A 20,574-nucleotide genomic window follows, 5' to 3' on the forward strand; every position below is an offset into this window, starting at 1 on the left:
ATTTCAGGCTTTTAAAAAGAAAGAAACACTCTATTTATTATAATTTATAGTATATATATAAATATAAATTATTTTTATTTACATTCAATGTTAGATGTTTTGGGGGGTGGAGGGGTGGATTATAGTAGTCTCCCAAATCAAGGGCAGACAGGGCTAGAGATGGGGATGGGCATTCTCCTGGACAACCGGCAAAAATCATGGGAAGATAACAAGGTTCTCATTGCCAAGGGGTACAACATGGCGGACTATAGTAATAACTTGCCTAACGGACCTGATACGATTTATCAAATCGGTTCGCTCACTAAAGCGTTTACTGCTGCAGCTATTTTACAGCTTGGGGAGAGCGGGAAGCTGAGTATTGACGACCCCGTAGTGACATATATTAAGGATTATCCTAATCCTAAAGTTACACTCTATCACTTGTTAACCCACACGTCCGGGATCCCCAATTACACTAATTTTCCGGGTTTTCAAAATTCAATAAACATAAAAACAAGTGTTGACGAGCTAATTGCCAAATTCAAAGATAAGCCTGCCTGATCTCCATCGGCACGATGCAGATAAAAGAGGGATAAAGTATTACTTAAATGAATTACCTGAATGGACGCAAGAAATCAATCGGAAACTACAAATTAAATATAAAACACATAAATAAACCAATTCGAATCGGAATCGATCGTAATTGGTTTATTTTTGATATGGGTAACTCAGTGCATGTAACGCGTTTATTGCTGCTCGGCAAATCTCCACCAGGCAAATGTTCCGGCTATTCCGGCTATCCCCGTATACGCAAGAATGATTATACTGCTCAGCGTTAAAGAACCGGTGCTTTGAAATATCGACGGGATGGTCCAGGGGAAATAGGATGCAAATCCAAAGGAGCCGAGCACATTGGAAAGAATGACGATGATCAGGATGAGCCCCAGGGGGGCCAGGTAGCCCTTGGTCACATTAGCCAAAAGAATGCTTGGTGCGGTCACAAAAATATACAATAGCGAGGTAATTAGGAACTTAAAGAACAAGCTCCAAATGAAAGCAGCGGACCCGCCTTCTACGCCCAAGATGGCTCCTGCGGCAAAACCTACGGCAAACATATAAATGGAAAGTAACAGGCACCATGCTAAAATGACAAGGAATTTGGACAGTACAATTTTCGATCTGGAAACAGGCTTTGCAAGCAAATCTTTAATTGTCTTATCCGAAAACTCCCGTCCAAATACCCATGCCGCAACAAAGGTGTATCCGATAAGTCCCAGCGGGGCAAGCGTATCCAGCAATCCGTTTAAATACATTTCCCAGTTGACACCGCCGGCATCACTGGATAATACATTTCCGACGCCCATCATAATGGGCCCGAAACCTAAAACTAGAAACATGATCCAGAACACATTGGAGCGGATAATCTTGCGAATCTCACAATGTAACACAGATAGAATATTCATTATATAATCCCCCTGTTGACCCCGATGGTGCGGAGAAAATATCCTTCCAAATCCTCCGTAATCACCCGAAGTGATGTTGGCGGCTGATTGGATTGAACCAGCAGTTCGGCCAGCCGTTCAGGATGATCCGCTGCGTGCTCGTCCGTTAGTTTGATATAGCCGTCCAGGGTCTCCTCAAATGCATAGCCATGCTCTTCAAGCACCTTCTTTAAGGTATATTTATCGCGGCCGTTCACCACTAAGTTTTTCTGTAACGATTGCTCCAGCTTGTCCATTGCGACTTCTTTAACAAGATGGCCGCCATGAATAATCCCAATACGTGTGGACACTTTCGAAAGCTCCTCTAACAGATGGCTGGAGATAAAAACAGTTACACCGAAATTATTTGCCAGGTTATATAACATATTCCGTATCTCCGCCACGCCTGCGGGATCAAGGCCATTGATCGGCTCATCCAAGATTAGAATTTCCGGATTATGAATCATCGCTTTCGCAAGCCCCAGGCGCTGCTTGTTTCCCAAAGAGAGATGTTTTGCTTTTTTCTTTTTGTGCGGCTCAAGCCCCAGCTTATAGATCACCTGATGTACGGCGTCTTTATCAGGCACCCCTTGCATGCGCCGTGCGATGTCAAGATTCTCAGTTACGGTCAGATCAGGATAAAAAGTAGCCTCCTCCAAATATCCGACGTTGCTCCATAATTTATGGTTTCCGGCATCGACCTGTTCACCTAACATATAGAGTTTGCCGGAGGTAGGCTTAAGCATCGCCAGGAGCATTTTGATGGTCGTTGTCTTCCCGGCGCCATTCAGTCCCAAAAACCCGAATATCTCTCCTCGGCTGACCTCCAGTGAAAGATTGTTTAATATGGTATAGTCACCAAACCTTTTGTGCACTCCGTCAATTTGTATAGCGGGCGTGCTGCCGATTCTTTTCTTTGATAAAATTTGCATAGCTTTTAACTCCTCCATAAAGAGAGAGCTTATTCAGGGTTCTAGGTGTGACACTCCTGAACAAGCTCATTCAGAAATCTTTCAATGAATCTACCGGATGATGTCCGGGCAATCCCTAATCCCTAAGCGGGGCGGGGTGCGGCTGGACCAAGCCCGATTGAACATAGCCAATTCAGCGCTACCTCATGCAGCACGTTGATGTTATCTATCTGACAGTGTTCTAATCCGCCAAGCCGTCTGTCTTCTATCGCGTAGAATGTCTTGTTTTTCGAACCGGCCTGCTCGTAATTCTTCAAGGCTTGTGTCAGCGGATTGGGCTGAACCAATATCTCTTCCGCACCGTGCATTACAAGTAAAGGACATTCAATCTGGTGGAGTACGCCCTCAAGATCATAGGCAAAACGCGGATTCCCCGCAAAATCCTCCAGGCTTTCTGCCCCCAGAATTCTCATACCGTGTGCGGCCAGACTTGGCGGCATCCATGTAAGCATGGCTTCCCAGTCGAAGGCATGCGTACCGCCGTCGGAGATGACGGCAGCCATCCTGTGATCGAACGAAGCGAATCGCAGTGAGTCGTAAGCCGCAAAACTCTCTCCGTGCACGATGATCTTATCAGGATCGACTTCCGGCCGTGTTAGCAGAAAGTCGATGGCCCGGGAATGAAAAGCCTCGCTGTCCGCCCGTCTCCCCTTACCCTTTTCGTACATCGAGAGACCGGTGCCGGGCTGGTCATAGACCAGAAAATTATATCCGCACGAAATGAAGGCAGGACCCAGCCAGAAATAATTCTCAATGGACCACTCGTCACCACCGTTAAGAGCAAATACGGTCGGCTTTGGACCTTTGATCCAGGAAGGGGAGAAGAAGTATCCCTCCAGCTTGACATCCTCGTAATCGACCTCAATCTTCTCCGGCCGGACATCGAAGTACTTTCCGGCGGCTTCGAAGAGTTCATTCACCTTTTTGAAGATCCGGATTTTCTCGGTGTCATCATCCATCACCGCATACTCTGCGATTCTGTAGTAATTGCAGGCACGAATGTAGCAGTTCCGTGCGGTATACCAGTTTCCAACCGCTTCGGCCTCCTTGCCGTGTCTTTCCAATGCCTGAGCGGTGATGAGCCATTCCCTGTGCCATGTAGCCTTGTCATCGGGGTCAATTTTTTTGCAGGCCTCGTAGATTTCGGTGACGTCCGTAGCACCGAGGCTGGCCATACCCAAAGCTTTGGTAACCTGGTATGACATCATGTAGTTATTGGGCCAACGGCTGAACTCAATGGACATTTCAACATCCTCCTTGTCAAGTTCCAGTGATTGTAGTTTCCTGCTACAAGTTATTTTTACATCCAAAGATAAAGCTTCTTTAAAAGAAAAATAAATGTTTATAAAGAGAATATAAAAAACTGTAAACTGCCAAGCATAAACGGCTTCGCCGTCCTTTATAAGGACGGTATCGTTTCAGCGAGAAATATAAGGCTGATTTGTGGCGTGAAACATATAAATCCTTATATTTTAAAAAACATAAAAAGGCTGCTACCTGGGTTCACACCCGGCAGCAGCCTTCAGCCTTGTTGTTGAAGAAGGAGTGAAAAAATAGTTCAGCGATGTACCGCCAGGGGAAGGCTGAATCGGATCCCCAAACCGCCATATTCGGAGGGGTAGGCAACAATTTCGCCCCCGTGATGTTCAATAATGGATTTACAGCTTGCAAGCCCCAGCCCCAGCCCGCCCTTTTGGATTTGCCGCGATTTATCCACCGTGAAAAATTTGAGGAACAGAGAAGAAAGATCCTTATCCGGTACTCCAATTCCATTATCCTCGATTTGGAAATAGGCATAATGTTCCCGCAGATATCCGGTCATATATATTTTCAGCTTATCCTTCCCTCCGTATCTGACAGCATTGCTGAAGAGGTTGCCGAACACCCGGCGGATCATCGGTTCATTGACCATCAGCAATATATTGTCCGTGAATGAATGGCGGCAAGTCAGTTCGTTGTCAAGTCCCGCCAGTTCGTACTCATATTCAAAAGCAATGTTTTCAAATAATTCTGATGCTTTAACAGGTTTAGCTACCATGGATTCAAGCTCCAGTTTTTCTTTGGTGAAGCTGGAGAAATCATTGATAAGTTCGACCATATATTCTGACTTCTTTTGAATCAATTCATAATATTCCTGTTTTTCAGTTTCGGGTAAGTCCTTGTGTGTAGCCAGCAGTTCAGTGAAACCGTTAATCGATGTCAGGGGTGTTTTTAAATCGTGTGCGATAGCCGCAATCATATCGGTCTGCTCTCTGTGGGCAAGTTGAAGCCTGTGCTCCATCTTGTTGAAGTGCTTATAAAGTTCTCCGATCTCATCATTACTCCGCAAAGCCAGCGGAGGCATGGGACGGACAACATTTACTTCTCCCAGCCGGGTATTCAGACGCCGAATGGGCTTCTCTATGCAAAAATAAATATAGATAATCAGAATCATAAATATAAATAAAGCAATGGCAAATATGGGCAGGAGCAATGCTATATATCGTGAGTCCAACAATGTACTTTGTATAGGGGAATATACTGCAAAGACAAACTTCAGGTACAGTCCAATGGAAAACATAAGAATTATAAGCATCAGCAGGAATAAGAGGGGAAGTTTTATTTTCAGTTTCATACTATTGCTCTCTTTCCGTATATTTATAGCCTATGCCCCAAATGGTTTTAATAAAGTTATGTTCTGGACCCAGTTTCTTGCGGATATTTTTGATATGCACCGTTACGGTATTTATTTCTCCGTATTCGTCTCCCCAGACGTTTTCGTAGATCTGCTCTCGGGTCAATACCTGATTGGGGTGGCGCATAAGTATGGACAAAATTTGAAATTCTTTCGTTGATAAATCGAGCTTCCGGCTGTGCAGAAAGGCTTCAAATGTTTTATCGTTCAAAAGGAGTGGAACATCCGCCTTGTCGTTACTGGGATTAAGTTCATCCCATTCTTTAAACAGCCTGTCCACTTTTCTGAAGTGGGCCTTTATCCTGGAGGCAAGCTCCTGAATACTGAAAGGTTTGGTCATGTAATCGTCTGCCCCTATTTCGAGACCGACGATTTTATCAATATCCTTATCACGAGCGCTTAGAAACAGAATCGGAACATTGTAAGATTGCCGGATTCTTCTGCAGACATCATGTCCATCCATATCAGGCATCACTATATCCAGAACGATGAAATCAATTTGATTATCTTCCACTGCAGATAAAGCTTCTTTTCCGGAACATGCCGAAATGACTGCAAATTGCTCGTATCTTAGAGTTTTTGTGATGAGTTTAACGATTTCTTCATCGTCGTCTACAACTAATATCGTTTTTGGCATCTTTATACCACCCAACCTCTTTAAATGAACTGCATTTATACAGGCAGATCTGATATAAATCATAATTCCTGAATCTTGCTGATGCAATCTTCCACTTCATTAATAGCGTCAAGGTAAGCAAGTCCATGTGAACAACTTATACTCGTTTTTCATATAAAACGTTTAAATGGGAAGAGGCAGAACAGGAAAGGGAGATTGTCATCGCTGAGGAAAGATCCTAAAATTAGTAAAGAACGGGTAACAAAATCAAAATTAGCGGGTTGCAAATGTAAAGAGGATTCAATGATAATAATGTATCAATCTTTTCTTACATACGGGGGATGAGTATGAATATGCTAAGCAAGCCCATAAAAAAGCTGGTCCTGGCTTTCGCAGTCTGTTTAGTATTTTTCGTTATAATCTGGAGTCTTGTGATGGACAGGCGGACTTCTCCCGGGGATTTATCTGTTACTCAGAAGAACGAACCGGCCTTCAGCAGTTACTCCCCGCCTGTAGAGCTTTCCATGGTGAGAGAATTTAGTGATGATGACGATCTGTTCGATTTCTTACCCGGGGAAACGCTGGAGGACAACCGCTGGACCCGGCTGTATGAAGAGGAGCTGGGCATCAAGATTACCTACGACTGGATTGCTGACGGTGAGGTCTATTATAAAAAATTTGGAATGGCGCTGGCTTCGGGACGTATTCCGGACGTGGTGAAGGTGAATGCGCAGCAGCTAAGACAGCTCAGCAATGCCGGTCTGATTCAGGATTTGAGTGAAGTCTATGAGCAGAATGCCTCTTCGTTTACAAGAGAGACGCTTGGGGAAGAGGGATCAGGTCCTTTTGAGGCGGCGACCATCGACGGCAAGCTGATGGGGATTCCGCAGACGGCTTCATCCATCGAGGGCGCCCAATATTTGTGGATCCGCACCGATTGGCTGGAACGGCTGGGTCTTGAGCCGCCGAGTACGATGGATGAACTGCTTCAATTATCGAAAGCGTTTACAGAGGGTGATCCTGACGGTAACGGGATGGACGATACATATGGACTGGCTGCTACCAGTTATTTGTGGGACCCGGTGGCCGGCCTTGCAAACTTTATGGCGGGCTACGGGGCGTACCCCAGCCTTTGGCTGAAAGATCCGGGCGGCCGGCTGGTGTATGGGGGCGTACAGCCGCAGGTCAAAACAGCACTTGCCTCACTTCAAAAGTTGTATGCCGGCGGTCAAATGGACCCTGAGTTTTCACTTCAGGATGGAGCCAAGGTCAAAAAGATCGTAGGTGCCGGAAAAATTGGTATTGTGTATGGAGAGCAGTGGGCTTCATTCTGGCTTCAATTAAGCCGGGAGCAGAATCCGCAGGCGCAGTGGCGTGCTTATCCCATCGTATCGGCTGCCGGAAGCAAAGCGAAGGTTCCTCTTCCTTTTGCGACTAACCAATTCTTTGCTGTGAAAAAGGAATATGAGCATCCGGAAGCACTGGTCAAAATGTTCAACCTGTATCTGAAAACAAACTGGGGCGAGGCAGCCGATTATAAAACATACTACAGCAATCCGTATGCGGTTTGGGGATTATCCCCCGTAACGCCTGCTCCCGGCCGCAAAAATCTCAATGCCTTTTACCAGCTGGAGCATGGCCGCCGGACGGGTGATTATTCGGGACTGTCGGATGAAGCGGAGTCCATAAAACGGATGATCGATATTTACCAGCGCGGAGGCGAGGATAAAGAAAGCGGCTGGGGATGGGAAAGGATTTATGGTCAGGAGGGTGTGTTTTCGGTGCTTGATCAATATATCCAAAACGATCAGCTGCTGTATGAGAGCTTTGTCGGCAGTCCGACGGAAACGATGCTTGAGAAGAACAGCCTTCTGATCAATATGCAGCTGGATACGTACATGGACATTATTTTAGGAAGCCCTCTGGATGAATTTGACCGGTTTACAGAGGAGTGGGAGCGGTTCGGAGGTACTGCATTGACCACAGAGGTCAACCGCTGGTATGAAGGACAATCCAGAAAGTCTGAGTGATATAACTTACAACATCGGAGGCTTGTACTATTGAATGCACCTATCCGTTCCTTCCGGACGACAATTTTGGCCAGAATGGTCATGATGTATCTGATCATTATTTTACCGGTGCTGCTTCTGGGCGTCTATTTATATAACTGGAGCTACAATAACGCCAGCCGTGATTTATCTACGGCGACTATGGCCCAGCTGACGGATTATCTGGGTGATTTGACCCGTGAGCTGGATTGGATCGAGATGCAGCAGTTCGACATTCTTGAGGATAACCACCTGAACCGTCTTGCGGTTACCTGGGATATGATGAGCAGCGTGGAGAGACGCACAAGCCTAAACGAATTATTTCAGCGTTTGGCCACTATTAAGACAAGCAGTGATTATATCAAGGATATCCGGATTCATGTCCGCAAGATCGATAAAACGCTGTCTGTCCAAAGTGCGATTCAGAGTTTTGACACACGAAGCTATACCTTTTTCCGTTCCATTCCCCACAAGTCGGATAAAAAGCTGATCAGCTATAATGGTCTTCTTCATATGATTGCTATTAAACAAAGCGGAGTAAAGGGCGATGAGCCGCTGTTTATCGTACAGGTTGAGCTGGATAACCGGAAGCTGCGAAGCTCACTGGGCCAGGTTAACCTCTATCCGGAGAGCCGTTCCTTTCTGCTTGCGGAGGCTTCAACGTTCGCGCTGGGAAATGATGAGGAGACGGATGACATTCTTAAGAACAATATGACTGCGCTGCGGAAGGTTCAGGGAAGGTGGGCGCGCTTCAAGGTGGATGGCCGGGAATATCATATTGACAAGGCGTTCTCGGAACCGCTTGATCTGTCAGTGGCTAACTTTCTGCCTATGGAGGAAGTACGGCGGCCGCTGGCCAAATTCAAAATGTGGGCATGGCTGTTTGCCCTGGCTTCCCTGTGCGCCGTTTCCTTCTACGCATTTATGACATACAGAATGGTGCACAGGCCCCTGCTCCAGCTGGTTAAGGGTTTCCGGCGTATGGAGGACGGGACGCTTGATATCCAAATCGAACACAAGCATTCTGACGAATTCGGGTATTTGTACCAGCGCTTCAACCAAATGATAGCCAAGCTGCAAATATTGATTGATCAGGATTTCAAACAAAAGCTGATGATGCAGAAGGCAGAGCTTAAACAGCTGCAGTCGCAGATCAATCCTCATTTTTTGTACAACAGCTTTTTTATCCTGAATTCCCTGTCCAAAACGGGGGATGTGGAACGCATTGGGCAATTTACAGGTATGCTTGGTGAATATTTCCGCTTTATTACCCGCAACGGGGAGGACTACGTGAAGCTGTCTGAGGAAATCCGGCATTCCCGGATGTATACCGAAATCCAGAAGCTTCGCTTTTCCAGGCGTATTCAAGTCCAGTTTGACGAGATGCCGGAAGAGATGGGGGAGATCCGTGTTCCCAGGCTGATTACCCAGCCGCTGATTGAGAACGCCTATGAACACAGTCTTGAAAAAATGCCTGAGGAGGGCATGCTGCGGGTATCCTTTGAATCCTCTTCCAGTGAGGCCCGCATTATTATAGAAGATAACGGTAACGACCTGGACGATGCAGGGATAAAACTGCTTCAGGAAAAACTGCTGTACCCGCTGAAATTCCCGGAGATGACAGGGATGATGAATATTCACCGCAGAATCAGCCTTATTCATGGAGAAGGCAGCGGACTGGAGATTTCACGAAGCGGGCTGGGGGGACTTAAAGTGATCATACGGATTTGCATAAAGGGGGAAGAGGACGATGTATAGACTGCTCGTGGTGGATGACGAAGAGATTATTACAGACACCCTGCATGAAGTACTGACTCAATTTATGCCGGAGAAGCTGGATGTCTGCAAGGCGTATTCTTCCAGGGAAGCCTTGGTCTGGATGGAACGGACACGGATTGATATGGTGTTGACCGATATCCGGATGCCCGGCATGAGCGGCCTGGAGCTGTCGGAGAACATCAGGAACCTCTGGCCGAGGTGCAAAATTATTTTTTTGACCGGGTACAGCGAATTTGACTATGCCTATCAAGCCATTCAGATGACCGGAATGCGTTATGTCCTCAAAACAGAAGGATACGACAAAGTGGTGTCGACCGTTGAGGAGACGCTGCGGGAGATTGAGCAGAGCAGGAGAGTGGAAGCGCTTATCGCCCAGTCCACTGAACATATGCTTGCCTTGGAGTTAACGGCTCAGGGAGGATATTTCAGGCATCTTCTTCAGGACAGCCGGATGTTTGGAAAAGATACCGGGATGCTGGAGCAGGACTTCAGTGTTCTGAATATCGGGCTTGATCCCCGTGCGCCTGTGACCCTGATTCTGGGCCGTCCAGAGTATCAAGGGGAAGCAAGCTATACCGAATCGAGCCGAAAACTCACAACGGCCCGCCTGATCTGGGATTCTTATCTGGCAGGGAAAACACAGCATGTTGGAATAGAGGATAAATACGGGGGCCTGCTGTGGTTCCTTCAGCCGGCTTCAGCTGAATTGAAGGATTCAGAGCACCAGCTGAAGCGTTATCTGGAAGGGACACTGGAGCTTATCCAGGAAGCCTGCCTGGAGGAGCTTCAGCTGCCGCTCGCTTTTACTGCCGGTGTTCCCTGCTCCTGGGATGCTGTATCCGCACAATACGAACGGCTTCGTCAAGTGCAGCAGATCAGAGCCGTAAGCGGGTCTTCTGTCGTCTGGAGCGGACAGTCCGGGACAGGGGAGACGAGGGAGGAACTGCGGATCAGCTCCCGTACAGACATTATAGCTGCCCATCTAGAAGCAGGCCGCAAGGAGAAATTACATGAATCTTTGAATGATACCATTTGTTATATTCTGCAGGGTCATTGGGATGTCAACCAGGTGACGGAAGCTTATTATACGCTGGCACTTGTATTTCTGTCCTGTATCAACCGCTGGGGCTTACAGAAAGAACAATTAGGGGACTATAGCAAATTAATGAGGTTGGATGAGCATGCTTCCATTGCAGCTTCCTTTCAGTACTTGTCGGGTGCTGCCGCTGCTATCCTCGACGCCAGACAGTCTGATGAGCATAATCAGGCTTCAAATGCCATTGAACGGATCTGCCATTATATCGACAATAACCTTGGCGAGGACCTGTCTCTTGTCCGTCTGGCTGAACTGAATCACTTTAATCCGACCTATCTGTCCCGTTTTTTCAAGCAGGAACAAGGCATTAACCTGTCTGATTACATTGACGAGTGCCGGGTGCGCCGCGCAATGGAGATGCTAAAAGCGGAGGGGGTCAAAATCAGGGAAGTAGCGGCGGCGGTCGGTTATGAAGCAGCCCACTCCTTTACCCGTTTCTTCAAGAAAGTAACAGGCATGACACCTCAGGAGTACCGTGACACGTTCACGAATTATTAATCACAGAATCCGGCAGCGGCGACATGACTTAAAGGTCATGAATCGCCGCTGTTTCATGTGTGTATCTATGCAGTTATCAATGTCTGCTTGCGGTATTCATTGGCGCTTGTTCCGGTGTACTCCTTGAACTTCTTGTAGAACCAGTCGGTTTCCGAGTATCCGACTTCCCTGGAGATTTCATAGATCCGCATTTCAGTGTTTTCCAGCAAATGTTTGGCCTTCTCCATACGCTGCTGGAGGAGGTATTCATTGAAGGAGATCTGCTCTTCACTTTTGAATTTTTGCCCCAGATAGGCACAGTTGAAGTGCAGGGCTTCAGAGATCTTTTTCAGCGAGATATTCTGGTGCAGCTCCTCCTGGACATATTTTTTAACCATATCAATAATAGAGTTTTGACAATGGGGCTGCGGAGCCTTTACGGCGTCTTTGAGCGGTGCATCAAGATTACGCCTGAGCTTAGAGAGACTGTCCAGCAGTTCGGATGACTGTACAGGATCCGCTAAGTAATCGTTTACCTGATAGTGCAGAGCCTGACGGGCCAGATTGAAATCCTGTCCTCCGCCAATCAAAATGATCGGGATGCGGCTTTTTTGGCGAATAAGTCCGCATAACTGCAGACCGAAGGATTGTAAGCGCTTTATATTTACTAAAACAAGAATATGGGCAGGATTGTCAACATGGTACAGTGCGTCAGTAATATTATCCGCAGTAGTGTGAATGCAAAAACCGGCCTGATTCCAGTCCAGCATATGCAGCAAGGCTTCCGATGAATCTGAATTAGGATCCACAAGCAGTATCTTATACAAGATGCTTTCCCCGCTTTCATCAAAAAATAGTCATCCGCAGTGACTGATGTTCATAAATCCTGACTACGCTCTTATTATGGTTCAACCTGAAGGGGAGTGACAATGTGCAACTTTTTATTAACCGTGCATTTGTTTACCTGTTCAACAAAGTGCATTTTTACGCGGCAATGATCTATAAATGAACAGGTTCACCCCTGAAAATCAGCAGGTTGTCGATCAATTTTGTAAGCGCTACACTTTTGATTGTTACCCAATCACAGAAGGGGAGGTCCCAAAAATGTTATACAAAAAGCTCTGTACAACGCTTCTCAGTTTGACAATGGTATTCACGCTTGCGGCCTGCAGCAGCGGTAATTCGGGAAGCGGCGGTAATGCCCAGGGCAACACTGCCACTCCGGCGCCGGCTGAAGCAGCAGAAAACAGCGGCAACGGAAACAACGGGAACACAGCTGGGAACAATGCCGCTGCGGAGGAGGATGTTGAAGCTACGCCTGAGATGGATTTTGATATGGGAGGCAGGACCATCAAGATTGTAGCCTGGTGGGATATGACGATCCCGGAGGATAATCCGGATAATATCCAGAGAAAAAAGAATCTGGATGAACTGATGAAAAAGCATAACTTCAAGGTTGAATATGTGAATATTGATTTCGGTGAGTACCAGGCGAAGGTAACTGCTTCCCTGCTGGCCGGGGAACCGATCGGAGATATTGTCCGTCTCGGGAAATCCTACATGATCCCGGCGCTCGTTAAACAGGATTTGCTCTGGCCGGTCGATGAATATACGAAGAATGCCCGGGTGTTCAATCAGAAAACGACTAATGAATACATGCAGTATAACGGCAGGGGCTATGCTTTCACCGAGAACCAGGCTAATCTGGTTCAGGGCATTTTCTACAACAAAACGCTGATGAACAAGCTGGGAATGAAACCGCTCCAGGAGTATGTCGATGAAGATACCTGGAACTGGGATACATTCATTCAGGTAGCCAAGGATGCCAACAAGGATACGAACAATGACGGCAAGCTGGATACTTGGGGACTCGCTAACAACGGTCTGATGGACCAGGCGCTTTATTCGAACGAAGCCACACTGACAAGCGGCGACAAGCAGACACTGGATGATCCGAAAACGCTTGAATCCTTTGGCCTGGTATCCCGCCTGGCTACAGAGAAGGTGTCCCGTCCGACTGAAGGCGGAGACTGGACCGAGCCTGCCCAATTCTTCCGCCAAGGCAACACATTGATGTATGCCGGTGCGCTGTATGAATTGAACGGCTTCAAGACCGATATGCAGGATTATGAGCTCAGCTTCGTTCCGTTCCCGAAAGGTCCGAGTGCAACTACCTATCACTCTGCCGAAGCGCTCTATCAGGCACTGACGATTCCGAAGGCCGTGGAGAATCCGGAACAGCTGATGTACATCTGGGAGAAGATTAATGATATCGACTCCATCTATGATTATCCTGACCAGGGTTCGTATGAGTCCGTCTTCACCACCGAGGAAGATATTGAAAACGCCAAAATGGTCGCTCCGAACATGGTGGTTCTTGACCATAATACGTTCCCGAATCTGCCGTACTACGACATTATCGGTGAACTGACCTCAGGCAATTCGGTATCGACTGTTGTCGAGAAATATAAGGCGAAGGTGCAGGCAGCCATTGACGAAGTTTATAAAAAATAACCGTTAACCATGATGTCCCCATGTAGAAGAAGCATTCTATAATGGGGACTCATTATTAAACTGCAATCTCTGGTGCTGGAGGGGAGAAGCGTTGAACATCAGAAAGAGGAAGTATGGCATAGGCATTGTTGTTGTAATCATTGCCTGCGTTCTTATTGCGGTCGCCGCCAGTGCGGGTGATGCCCCGCAGAAGCGGATCTACGCAATGAACGACTTTGTCCCGGTTACGGATAATACCGCCGGGGACGGCTATGGGGAATACAGGCAGGCCCATTCAGCGAGCGGGCGGCCGGACAAAATTATACGTATTGAAGGCGAACGTTATAGCCGTCTAGACGGTGAAGACTTTGAGGTCGTCAGCGGCTATGAGGGGCTTGAAGGACAGGCGGTAATTACACCGGACACGGGCAGCATCACTTGGAAGGCCGAGATTGCGGAAGCGGGGCTGTACAATGCACGGATTCACTACTTCCCGGTCGAAGGCAAGAGCTCTTCGATTGAAAGATCGCTGGCAATTAACGGGAAGATTCCCTTTGCGGAATCCGGGAATTTGATTCTTTACCGCTTATGGGGAAGCCGTGAGGCTGAAGTAGGGCGGGATGACCGCGGGAATGATCTGCGTCCTTCTCAGATTGAGAAGCCGCAGTGGCAGCTGTCCCCCTTCACTGATAGCGACGGTTATTATGAGGAGCCTTATCAGTTTTATTTCGGGCAAGGTGAACAAGAGATCACGCTCGCCGCGGTCAGAGAGCCGCTGGCCATTGATTATATTGAGCTGTATCAGGATGGGGGCGTCAAGCCTTATGCTGAGCTGGCAGGCACGTATGAGTCCCTTGGACTCAAACCGGCGGAAGGCCATTATGTAGTCGTTCAGGCAGAAGACGCTGCGCTGAAATCTTCCCCGACCTTGTACCCGCTTTCTGACAGGTCCAGTCCGTCAGTTGAGCCTTACGACGTCTCCAAAATCCGTATTAATACGATTGGCGGACTGAACTGGAAGCTTCCGGGGCAGTGGATCGAATGGGAAATTGATGTACCGGAAGAGGGATTGTACCAGATTGCGCTCAAAGTCAAGCAGGATCAGCTGCGGGGCGTGTTTGCTACAAGGAGCCTGACGATTGACGGTGTAATTCCGTTTGAGGAAATGAAGCGGATCCAGTTTGCCTTTAATATGGACTGGAAAATGGATGTGCTGGGCGGAGAGGAGCCTTATCTGTTCCATCTGACCGAGGGCAAGCACAAGCTCCGCATGACGGTGACGCTGGGTGATCTGGCCCCGCTTCTGCAGACGATCGAGTCCAGCGTGCTTCAATTGAATGAAATGTACCGGAAAATCATGATCATCACGTCGAATACACCGGATGCGTACCGCGATTATCAGCTGGTAAAGCGGATACCGGACATGGTTGAGGTGTTCAAGACCCAGGCCGAAACTATTCGCAGTGTCGCTGAGTACTTGGAGAAATCTACCGGAGAACGGAGCGACAAGGTAGCTGTGCTGTATACGCTGGTCCATCAGCTGGAGGAAATGATCAAGGACCCGGAGACAGTTCCGCGGCGTCTGACCTCCTTCAAGACGAATGTAGGCGGACTCGGAACCTGGATTCTTACGGTCCGCGAGCAGCCGCTTACGCTGGATTATCTGGTAGTGTCTTCACCGGGCCATACGCTGCCCAAGGCGCAATCGCCGGCCCTGGCCAAAATCAAGCATGAGGTCGGTGCCTTGTTCTCCTCCTATACAGAGGACTATGACAGCATCGGCAACACCACGGAGAATCAGAAATCCGTAACCGTCTGGATTACGACCGGACGGGATCAGGCCCAGGTACTCAAAAGTATGATTGACGAAACTTTTACGCCGGATACGGATATATCCGTCCATCTCCGGCTCGTGCCCGCGAACATTCTGCTGCCTGCGACCCTGTCCGGTGAAGGACCGGATGTCGCGATGCAGATTGGCGAGGATATTCCCGTCAATTACGCGATGCGTGACTCTGCCGCCGATCTGACCCAATTCTCAGATTTCGGGGAGATTTCTTCCAGATTCAGGGACAGTGCGCTGGAACCTTATAAATACAATGGCGGTATATATGCGCTGCCGGAGCAGCAGACGTTCCCGATGCTGTTCTACCGCAAGGATATATTGCAGGAGCTTGGCCTGACGCCTCCGGAGACCTGGCAGGATGTCTATAACATGATTTCGGTGCTGCAGAAGCACAACATGGAATTCTATCTTCCTATCGAGAATCCGACGAACAATGCGACGATTGTGCCGAATGCGACCTTCTCCATGCTGCTCTATCAGCATGACGGATCGTTCTACCGTGAAGAAGGCCAGAAGAGCGGACTGGATTCTGATATTTCCATGGAAGCGTTCAAGAAGTGGACGCAATTCTACACGAATTACAAATTCCCGCTTCAGGCGGACTTTCCGAACCGGTTCCGGACCGGCGAAATGCCGATTGGGATCGCAGATTATACCATTTACAACAATCTGAAGGTTATGGCACCGGAAATCAAGGGACTGTGGGATTTCACTCTGGTTCCGGGGACGGAGCTTCCGGACCATTCGGTCAATCATAAGGTAGCCAGCCATACGACCGGCGTTCTGATGCTGGAGAACGCGGATGACAAGGATTCCGCCTGGGAATTCATGAAGTGGTGGACGGACAGCAGCACCCAGATTATGTACGGCCGCCAGATGGAGGGCCTGCTCGGTGAATCGGCCAGATATCCGACGGCCAATATCGAAGCCCTGGAGCAGCTGCCATGGCCAGTCAAGGATTATAACAATCTGGAGAGCCAGTGGCAATGGGTTGAAGGCATTCCCCAGATTCCGGGCGGTTACTTCACAGGCCGGCATCTTGATAACGCTTTCCGCAAGGTGGTCAACGGCAATGAGAATCCCCGGGAAGCCCTGTCGGATTATATTCTGTATATCAATGATGAAATAGCGATCAAGCGCAAAGAGTTCAATTTGCCGTATTCGTTTGGGGGGTAGGAAGATGCAAGTGGAAGCCGCCGATCGGTCAGTACCGGTTCACAGCCCTGCAGCGAAGGAACCGGTATGGGCCCGAAACTGGAGGGAAATCAAGAAGAGCAAGCACCATTATATCCTGATGGCTCCGTACATGATCCTTTTTTTCATGTTCACCGTCATTCCGGTAGTCTTTTCCATGATACTTAGCTTCTTCTACTTTAACATGCTGGAGTTTCCGAGATTTGTCGGTCTGCAGAATTATTCCAGGCTGCTGCTCGGTGACGATGTATTTATGATTGCACTTAAGAATACGCTGATGTTCGCGGTAATTACCGGTCCGGTCAGCTATATCGCCTGTTTTCTGTTTGCCTGGATCATCAATGAACTGTCACCCAAAATACGCGCATTTATGACGCTGGTATTCTACGCGCCGTCCATTGCCGGAAATGTGTATTTCATTTGGCTGATCTTCTTCTCCGGTGATGCCTACGGCTATCTGAACGGTTTCCTGATGAAAACAGGATTCATTCTTGAACCGGTTCAGTGGCTGACCAATGAACAATACATTCTGACCATCATCATTATTGTACAGCTCTGGCTGAGTCTCGGCACCAGCTTTCTGGCCTTTATCGCGGGACTGCAGACGGTCGACCACACCCTGATCGAAGCCGGATCCATTGACGGTATAAAAAACCGCTGGCAGGAGCTGTGGTTCATCACGCTTCCTTCCATGCGGCCGCAGCTGATGTTCGGCGCTGTCATGCAGATTACGAGCTCTTTTGCCGTGGCTGATGTTGCCATTGCACTTGCAGGGTTTCCGAGTGTCAACTATGCGGCCCATACGATTGTGACCCATTTGATGGACTACGGTACGATCCGCTTTGAGATGGGTTATGCTTCGGCTATCGCGACGGTACTCTTTGGTCTGATGCTTGGGGCAAACCTGCTTATACAGAAACTGCTCAGAAAGGTGGGGGAGTGAATTGAGCGTCAAAACGATACGGTTATTCTCCGGAACGAAGAAGCTCAACCGTTCATTTACCGTCAGCTTTCTGCTCTTCCTGCTGCTGGCTGCCTTTGGCTGCTTCATGGCACTGCCCTTGATCTATGCCGTCAATAATGCGTTTAAGCCGCTGGATGAGCTGTTTATCTTCCCGCCGCGTTTTCTCGTTAACAATCCGACGATGGATAACTTTTTTGACCTGTTCTCGTTGATGGGGAATTCCTGGGTTCCACTGTCCAGGTACATCATGAATACGCTGATCATTACGGTCGTGGGTACCGCCGGACATATTCTGCTCGCTTCGGCGGCCGCCTACCCGCTGGCCAAATACCGGTTCCCGGGCTCCAGGGTGCTGTTCACCATCGTGGTCCTGTCGCTGATGTTCTCCGCCCAGGTCACCGCGATTCCGAACTATATGGTGATGTCCTGGCTTGGATGGATCAACACCCATGCTTCAATCATTGTACCGTCCCTCTCGTTCTCGCTTGGACTATTTCTGATGAAGCAGTTCATGGAACAGATTCCGGATGCCCTGCTGGAGGCTGCCAAGATCGACGGAGCCAGCGAATACCGCATCTTCTGGACCATTGTGATGCCGAATGTAAAGCCGGCCTGGCTGACGCTGATGATCCTGCAGTTTCCGATGCTGTGGGGAAGCGACGGGGGCAACTTTATTTACAGTGAGAATCTCAAGACACTTCACTATGCGCTTGGCCAGATTGTGCAAGGCGGAATAGCCAGAGCCGGTGTCGGGGCGGCTGTGGCGCTGCTGCTCATGGTGGTTCCCATTACGCTCTTCATAATCTCCCAGAGCAGCGTCATTCAGACGATGGCGACGTCCGGGATGAAGGAGTAGAAAGGATGCGTACGCGATGAAGAATGTTGCTAACCGGGCAAGGGCGTACATCCTGGTGGCTGTGTGTGTGCTGCTCGGCGTTATGTCGGGAGCAGCACCCGCTATGGCTGACGGGAGCAGCTCTTCCTATAACTACTCTTACTGGGGGGAGCCGGTAGCTTCGCCGGCAGCCTACCAGGCAACGGAACTGTGGACCGGAGACAGCCTCGGCACGGGACCTTTGAAGGATCCCTCCGATATGCATGTGACCCCGGACGGAGATATTTATGTGCTGGACACCGGTAATAACCGGATAGTGATACTGGATAGCCAGTTCAAGCTGAACCGGATCATTGATTCCTTCAAGCAGGACGGGGCGGTACAGACCTTCCAGAATCCGCTTGGACTGTTCGTCACAGAGAATAAGGATTTATATATTGCCGATACCGGAAACAGGCGGGTGGTGCAGCTTGATTCCGGCGACAAGGTTGTGAAGGTGATTGACAGTCCGCAGTCTGAGCAGCTGCCGGAGAATTTCACTTTTCAGCCTGTCAGGCTTGTTGTGGATAAAGCGCAGCGCCTGTATGTCATGGCTACCGGTGTCTATGACGGATTCATGGAGTTTAATTCCGGGGGGGACTTCACCTCCTTTATTGGCGCTAACAAAGTCACGATTGATCCGGTCGAATATTTCTGGAAACGTATATCCACGCAAGCGCAGCGGAGCCAGATGGTCATGTACACACCGACCGAGTTCACCAATCTGGACATCAATGAAGAAGGCTTTATTTATGCGACCAACGGTCAGCGCAATAATAATGTGAAGAAGCTTAATGCGCAGGGCAGCGATATTCTGCGGCGGCTGGGCTACTGGGAACCGGAAGGGGACATCTACGCCACGGTTACAACCGGCTATACCCGATTAGCCGACATTGATATCGGCGACAGCGAAATGTACTCGATTCTGGATGCCAACCACGGCCGGGTGTTCACTTACAACGGCGACGGCTATCTTTTGTATGTATTCGGCGGTATGGGCAACCAGCTGGGCTACTTTAATACTCCTGCGGCCCTGGAGCGGATCGGCGATGATTTTATCGTGCTGGATAAGGCGCTTGGCGAGATCACCGTATTCCGGAGTACGGAGTACGGACGGACGCTGAATCAGGCGGTCCGCAGCTACTACAACGGTGACGAGGAGCAGGCGCTGCAGCTGTTCCGGCAGACGATCAACATGAACGCCAATCTGGATTTTGCTTATTCCGGTATCGGCAAGGCCATTCTGCGTCAGGGCGATTACGCTGAAGCGATGAAATATTTTAAACAGAGCATGGATAAGACCAATTATTCGAAGGCCTATTTGCTGCACCGCAAACAGGTGCTGCGTGCCCATTTTACAGAAATTGTGGCTGCTGTCTTCCTCCTTGTCCTTGCCGTCTTTGCCTGGATTAAGTTTAGAAAAATGAAGGTGAGAAAGAAGGTGGTCCCGCGTGAACAAAGAGCTGGTTAAATACCCTTTTGGGCTGATGGCGCACCCCTTTAACGGGTTCTGGGACCTGAAATACGACCGCAGCCGCAGAACGAATCTTGTAATCTCTTTTATCATCCTTGGCTTGATGGTACTGACCAATGTGCTGAGTACCCAATACAGCGGTTTCCTCGTGTCGATGTACAATCCAAATTACATGAACAGTCTTCTGGAAGTGCTGTATGTACTTATCCCGGTATTGTTCTGGACCGTGGCGAATTGGTCGATTACGACTTTGATGGACGGGGAAGGCAAATTTGTTGAAATATTTACGTCCACCTGCTTTGCGATGCTTCCGCTGGTAATCATCAATCTTCCGTGGATTTGGCTCAGCAATTATATCTCTCTTCAGGAGGCCTCTTTCTATTATTTCTCGGGAAGCCTGGCCACCATCTGGTTTTTATTTCTGCTGTTTGTCGGAAATATGACGGTGCAGCAGTTCACGCCGGGCAAGACCATAGTGACCATCCTGTTGACGGTTGCGGCTATGGCGTTTATGGCCTTTCTGTGTCTGCTGTTCTTCAGCCTGGTGCAGCAAATTATCAATTTCTTCATGACCATATATCAAGAGCTCGTTCTGAGAAGCTAGGAAA

General features: G+C 48.7%; 16 protein-coding genes. 10 read left to right on the forward strand and 6 right to left on the reverse strand.

Features of this window, described 5'->3' with window-relative positions; translation table 11 throughout:
- Nucleotides 1–114: 114 nt before the first annotated feature.
- The gene (locus tag C2I18_RS19220; protein ID WP_249897350.1) at nucleotides 115–540 is read left to right on the forward strand and encodes a serine hydrolase domain-containing protein; all 426 of its coding nucleotides are present in this window, start codon (nucleotides 115–117) and stop codon (nucleotides 538–540) included.
- A 185-nt stretch (nucleotides 541–725) separates the two neighbouring features.
- On the opposite strand, the gene C2I18_RS19225 is transcribed toward C2I18_RS19220, so the two are convergent.
- The 5 genes from C2I18_RS19225 to C2I18_RS19245 form a co-directional block, all read right to left on the reverse strand.
- Nucleotides 726–1,442: an ABC transporter permease gene (locus tag C2I18_RS19225; RefSeq protein WP_249897351.1), complete on the reverse strand. Its 717-nt coding sequence runs from the start codon at nucleotides 1,440–1,442 to the stop codon at nucleotides 726–728.
- Nucleotides 1,442–2,392, reverse strand: coding sequence for an ABC transporter ATP-binding protein (locus C2I18_RS19230; RefSeq protein ID WP_249897352.1), 951 nt, complete (start codon nucleotides 2,390–2,392; stop codon nucleotides 1,442–1,444). Before C2I18_RS19230 ends, C2I18_RS19225 begins: the two co-directional genes overlap by 1 nt.
- Before the next feature lie 122 nt (nucleotides 2,393–2,514).
- The gene (locus C2I18_RS19235) at nucleotides 2,515–3,675 is read right to left on the reverse strand and encodes an alpha/beta hydrolase family protein (protein WP_249897353.1); all 1,161 of its coding nucleotides are present in this window, start codon (nucleotides 3,673–3,675) and stop codon (nucleotides 2,515–2,517) included.
- 314 nt (nucleotides 3,676–3,989) lie between these two features.
- Nucleotides 3,990–5,045, reverse strand: a complete 1,056-nt coding sequence (locus C2I18_RS19240) for a HAMP domain-containing sensor histidine kinase (protein ID WP_249897354.1) — start codon at nucleotides 5,043–5,045, stop codon at nucleotides 3,990–3,992.
- Between the two features lies 1 nt (nucleotide 5,046).
- On the reverse strand, nucleotides 5,047–5,742 hold the full coding sequence (locus C2I18_RS19245; protein WP_249897355.1) for a response regulator transcription factor: 696 nt from the start codon (nucleotides 5,740–5,742) through the stop codon (nucleotides 5,047–5,049).
- A gap of 413 nt (nucleotides 5,743–6,155) precedes the next feature.
- On the opposite strand from C2I18_RS19245, the gene C2I18_RS19250 reads away from it, so the two are divergent.
- From C2I18_RS19250 to C2I18_RS19260, 3 genes are read left to right on the forward strand one after another with little or no spacing between them, the layout of a single operon-like run.
- Nucleotides 6,156–7,751, forward strand: coding sequence for an extracellular solute-binding protein (locus C2I18_RS19250; RefSeq protein WP_249897356.1), 1,596 nt, complete (start codon nucleotides 6,156–6,158; stop codon nucleotides 7,749–7,751).
- Nucleotides 7,752–7,781: 30 nt separating this feature from the next.
- Nucleotides 7,782–9,527 carry a sensor histidine kinase gene (locus C2I18_RS19255; protein ID WP_342760309.1) on the forward strand — a complete coding sequence of 582 codons (1,746 nt, stop codon included), beginning with the start codon at nucleotides 7,782–7,784 and terminating at the stop codon, nucleotides 9,525–9,527.
- Complete coding sequence (locus tag C2I18_RS19260) at nucleotides 9,520–11,142, forward strand: response regulator transcription factor (protein WP_249897357.1); 1,623 nt, start codon at nucleotides 9,520–9,522, stop codon at nucleotides 11,140–11,142. Before C2I18_RS19255 ends, C2I18_RS19260 begins: the two co-directional genes overlap by 8 nt.
- Before the next feature lie 65 nt (nucleotides 11,143–11,207).
- On the opposite strand, the gene C2I18_RS19265 is transcribed toward C2I18_RS19260, so the two are convergent.
- Nucleotides 11,208–11,930, reverse strand: coding sequence for a helix-turn-helix transcriptional regulator (locus C2I18_RS19265; RefSeq protein ID WP_249897358.1), 723 nt, complete (start codon nucleotides 11,928–11,930; stop codon nucleotides 11,208–11,210).
- A 295-nt stretch (nucleotides 11,931–12,225) separates the two neighbouring features.
- Between C2I18_RS19265 and C2I18_RS19270 the strand changes: the two genes are divergently transcribed.
- The 6 genes from C2I18_RS19270 (at nucleotide 12,226) to C2I18_RS19295 (ending at nucleotide 20,570) form a co-directional block, all read left to right on the forward strand.
- Entirely contained in the window at nucleotides 12,226–13,635 is a 1,410-nt protein-coding gene (locus tag C2I18_RS19270) for an ABC transporter substrate-binding protein (RefSeq protein WP_249897359.1), read from the forward strand.
- 91 nt (nucleotides 13,636–13,726) lie between these two features.
- Complete coding sequence (locus C2I18_RS19275) at nucleotides 13,727–16,636, forward strand: extracellular solute-binding protein (RefSeq protein ID WP_249897360.1); 2,910 nt, start codon at nucleotides 13,727–13,729, stop codon at nucleotides 16,634–16,636.
- 4 nt (nucleotides 16,637–16,640) lie between these two features.
- The gene (locus C2I18_RS19280) at nucleotides 16,641–17,597 is read left to right on the forward strand and encodes a carbohydrate ABC transporter permease (RefSeq protein ID WP_249897361.1); all 957 of its coding nucleotides are present in this window, start codon (nucleotides 16,641–16,643) and stop codon (nucleotides 17,595–17,597) included.
- A gap of 1 nt (nucleotide 17,598) precedes the next feature.
- Nucleotides 17,599–18,474 carry a carbohydrate ABC transporter permease gene (locus C2I18_RS19285; RefSeq protein WP_249897362.1) on the forward strand — a complete coding sequence of 292 codons (876 nt, stop codon included), beginning with the start codon at nucleotides 17,599–17,601 and terminating at the stop codon, nucleotides 18,472–18,474.
- Nucleotides 18,475–18,490: 16 nt separating this feature from the next.
- Nucleotides 18,491–19,963, forward strand: a complete 1,473-nt coding sequence (locus C2I18_RS19290) for a hypothetical protein (RefSeq protein WP_249897363.1) — start codon at nucleotides 18,491–18,493, stop codon at nucleotides 19,961–19,963.
- Nucleotides 19,944–20,570, forward strand: coding sequence for a YIP1 family protein (locus tag C2I18_RS19295; protein ID WP_249897364.1), 627 nt, complete (start codon nucleotides 19,944–19,946; stop codon nucleotides 20,568–20,570). The genes C2I18_RS19290 and C2I18_RS19295 overlap by 20 nt, the downstream gene beginning before the upstream one ends.
- Nucleotides 20,571–20,574 lie beyond the last annotated feature (4 nt).

The organism is Paenibacillus sp. PK3_47 (assembly GCF_023520895.1).
Taxonomy (GTDB): Bacteria; Bacillota; Bacilli; order Paenibacillales; family Paenibacillaceae; genus Paenibacillus_AQ.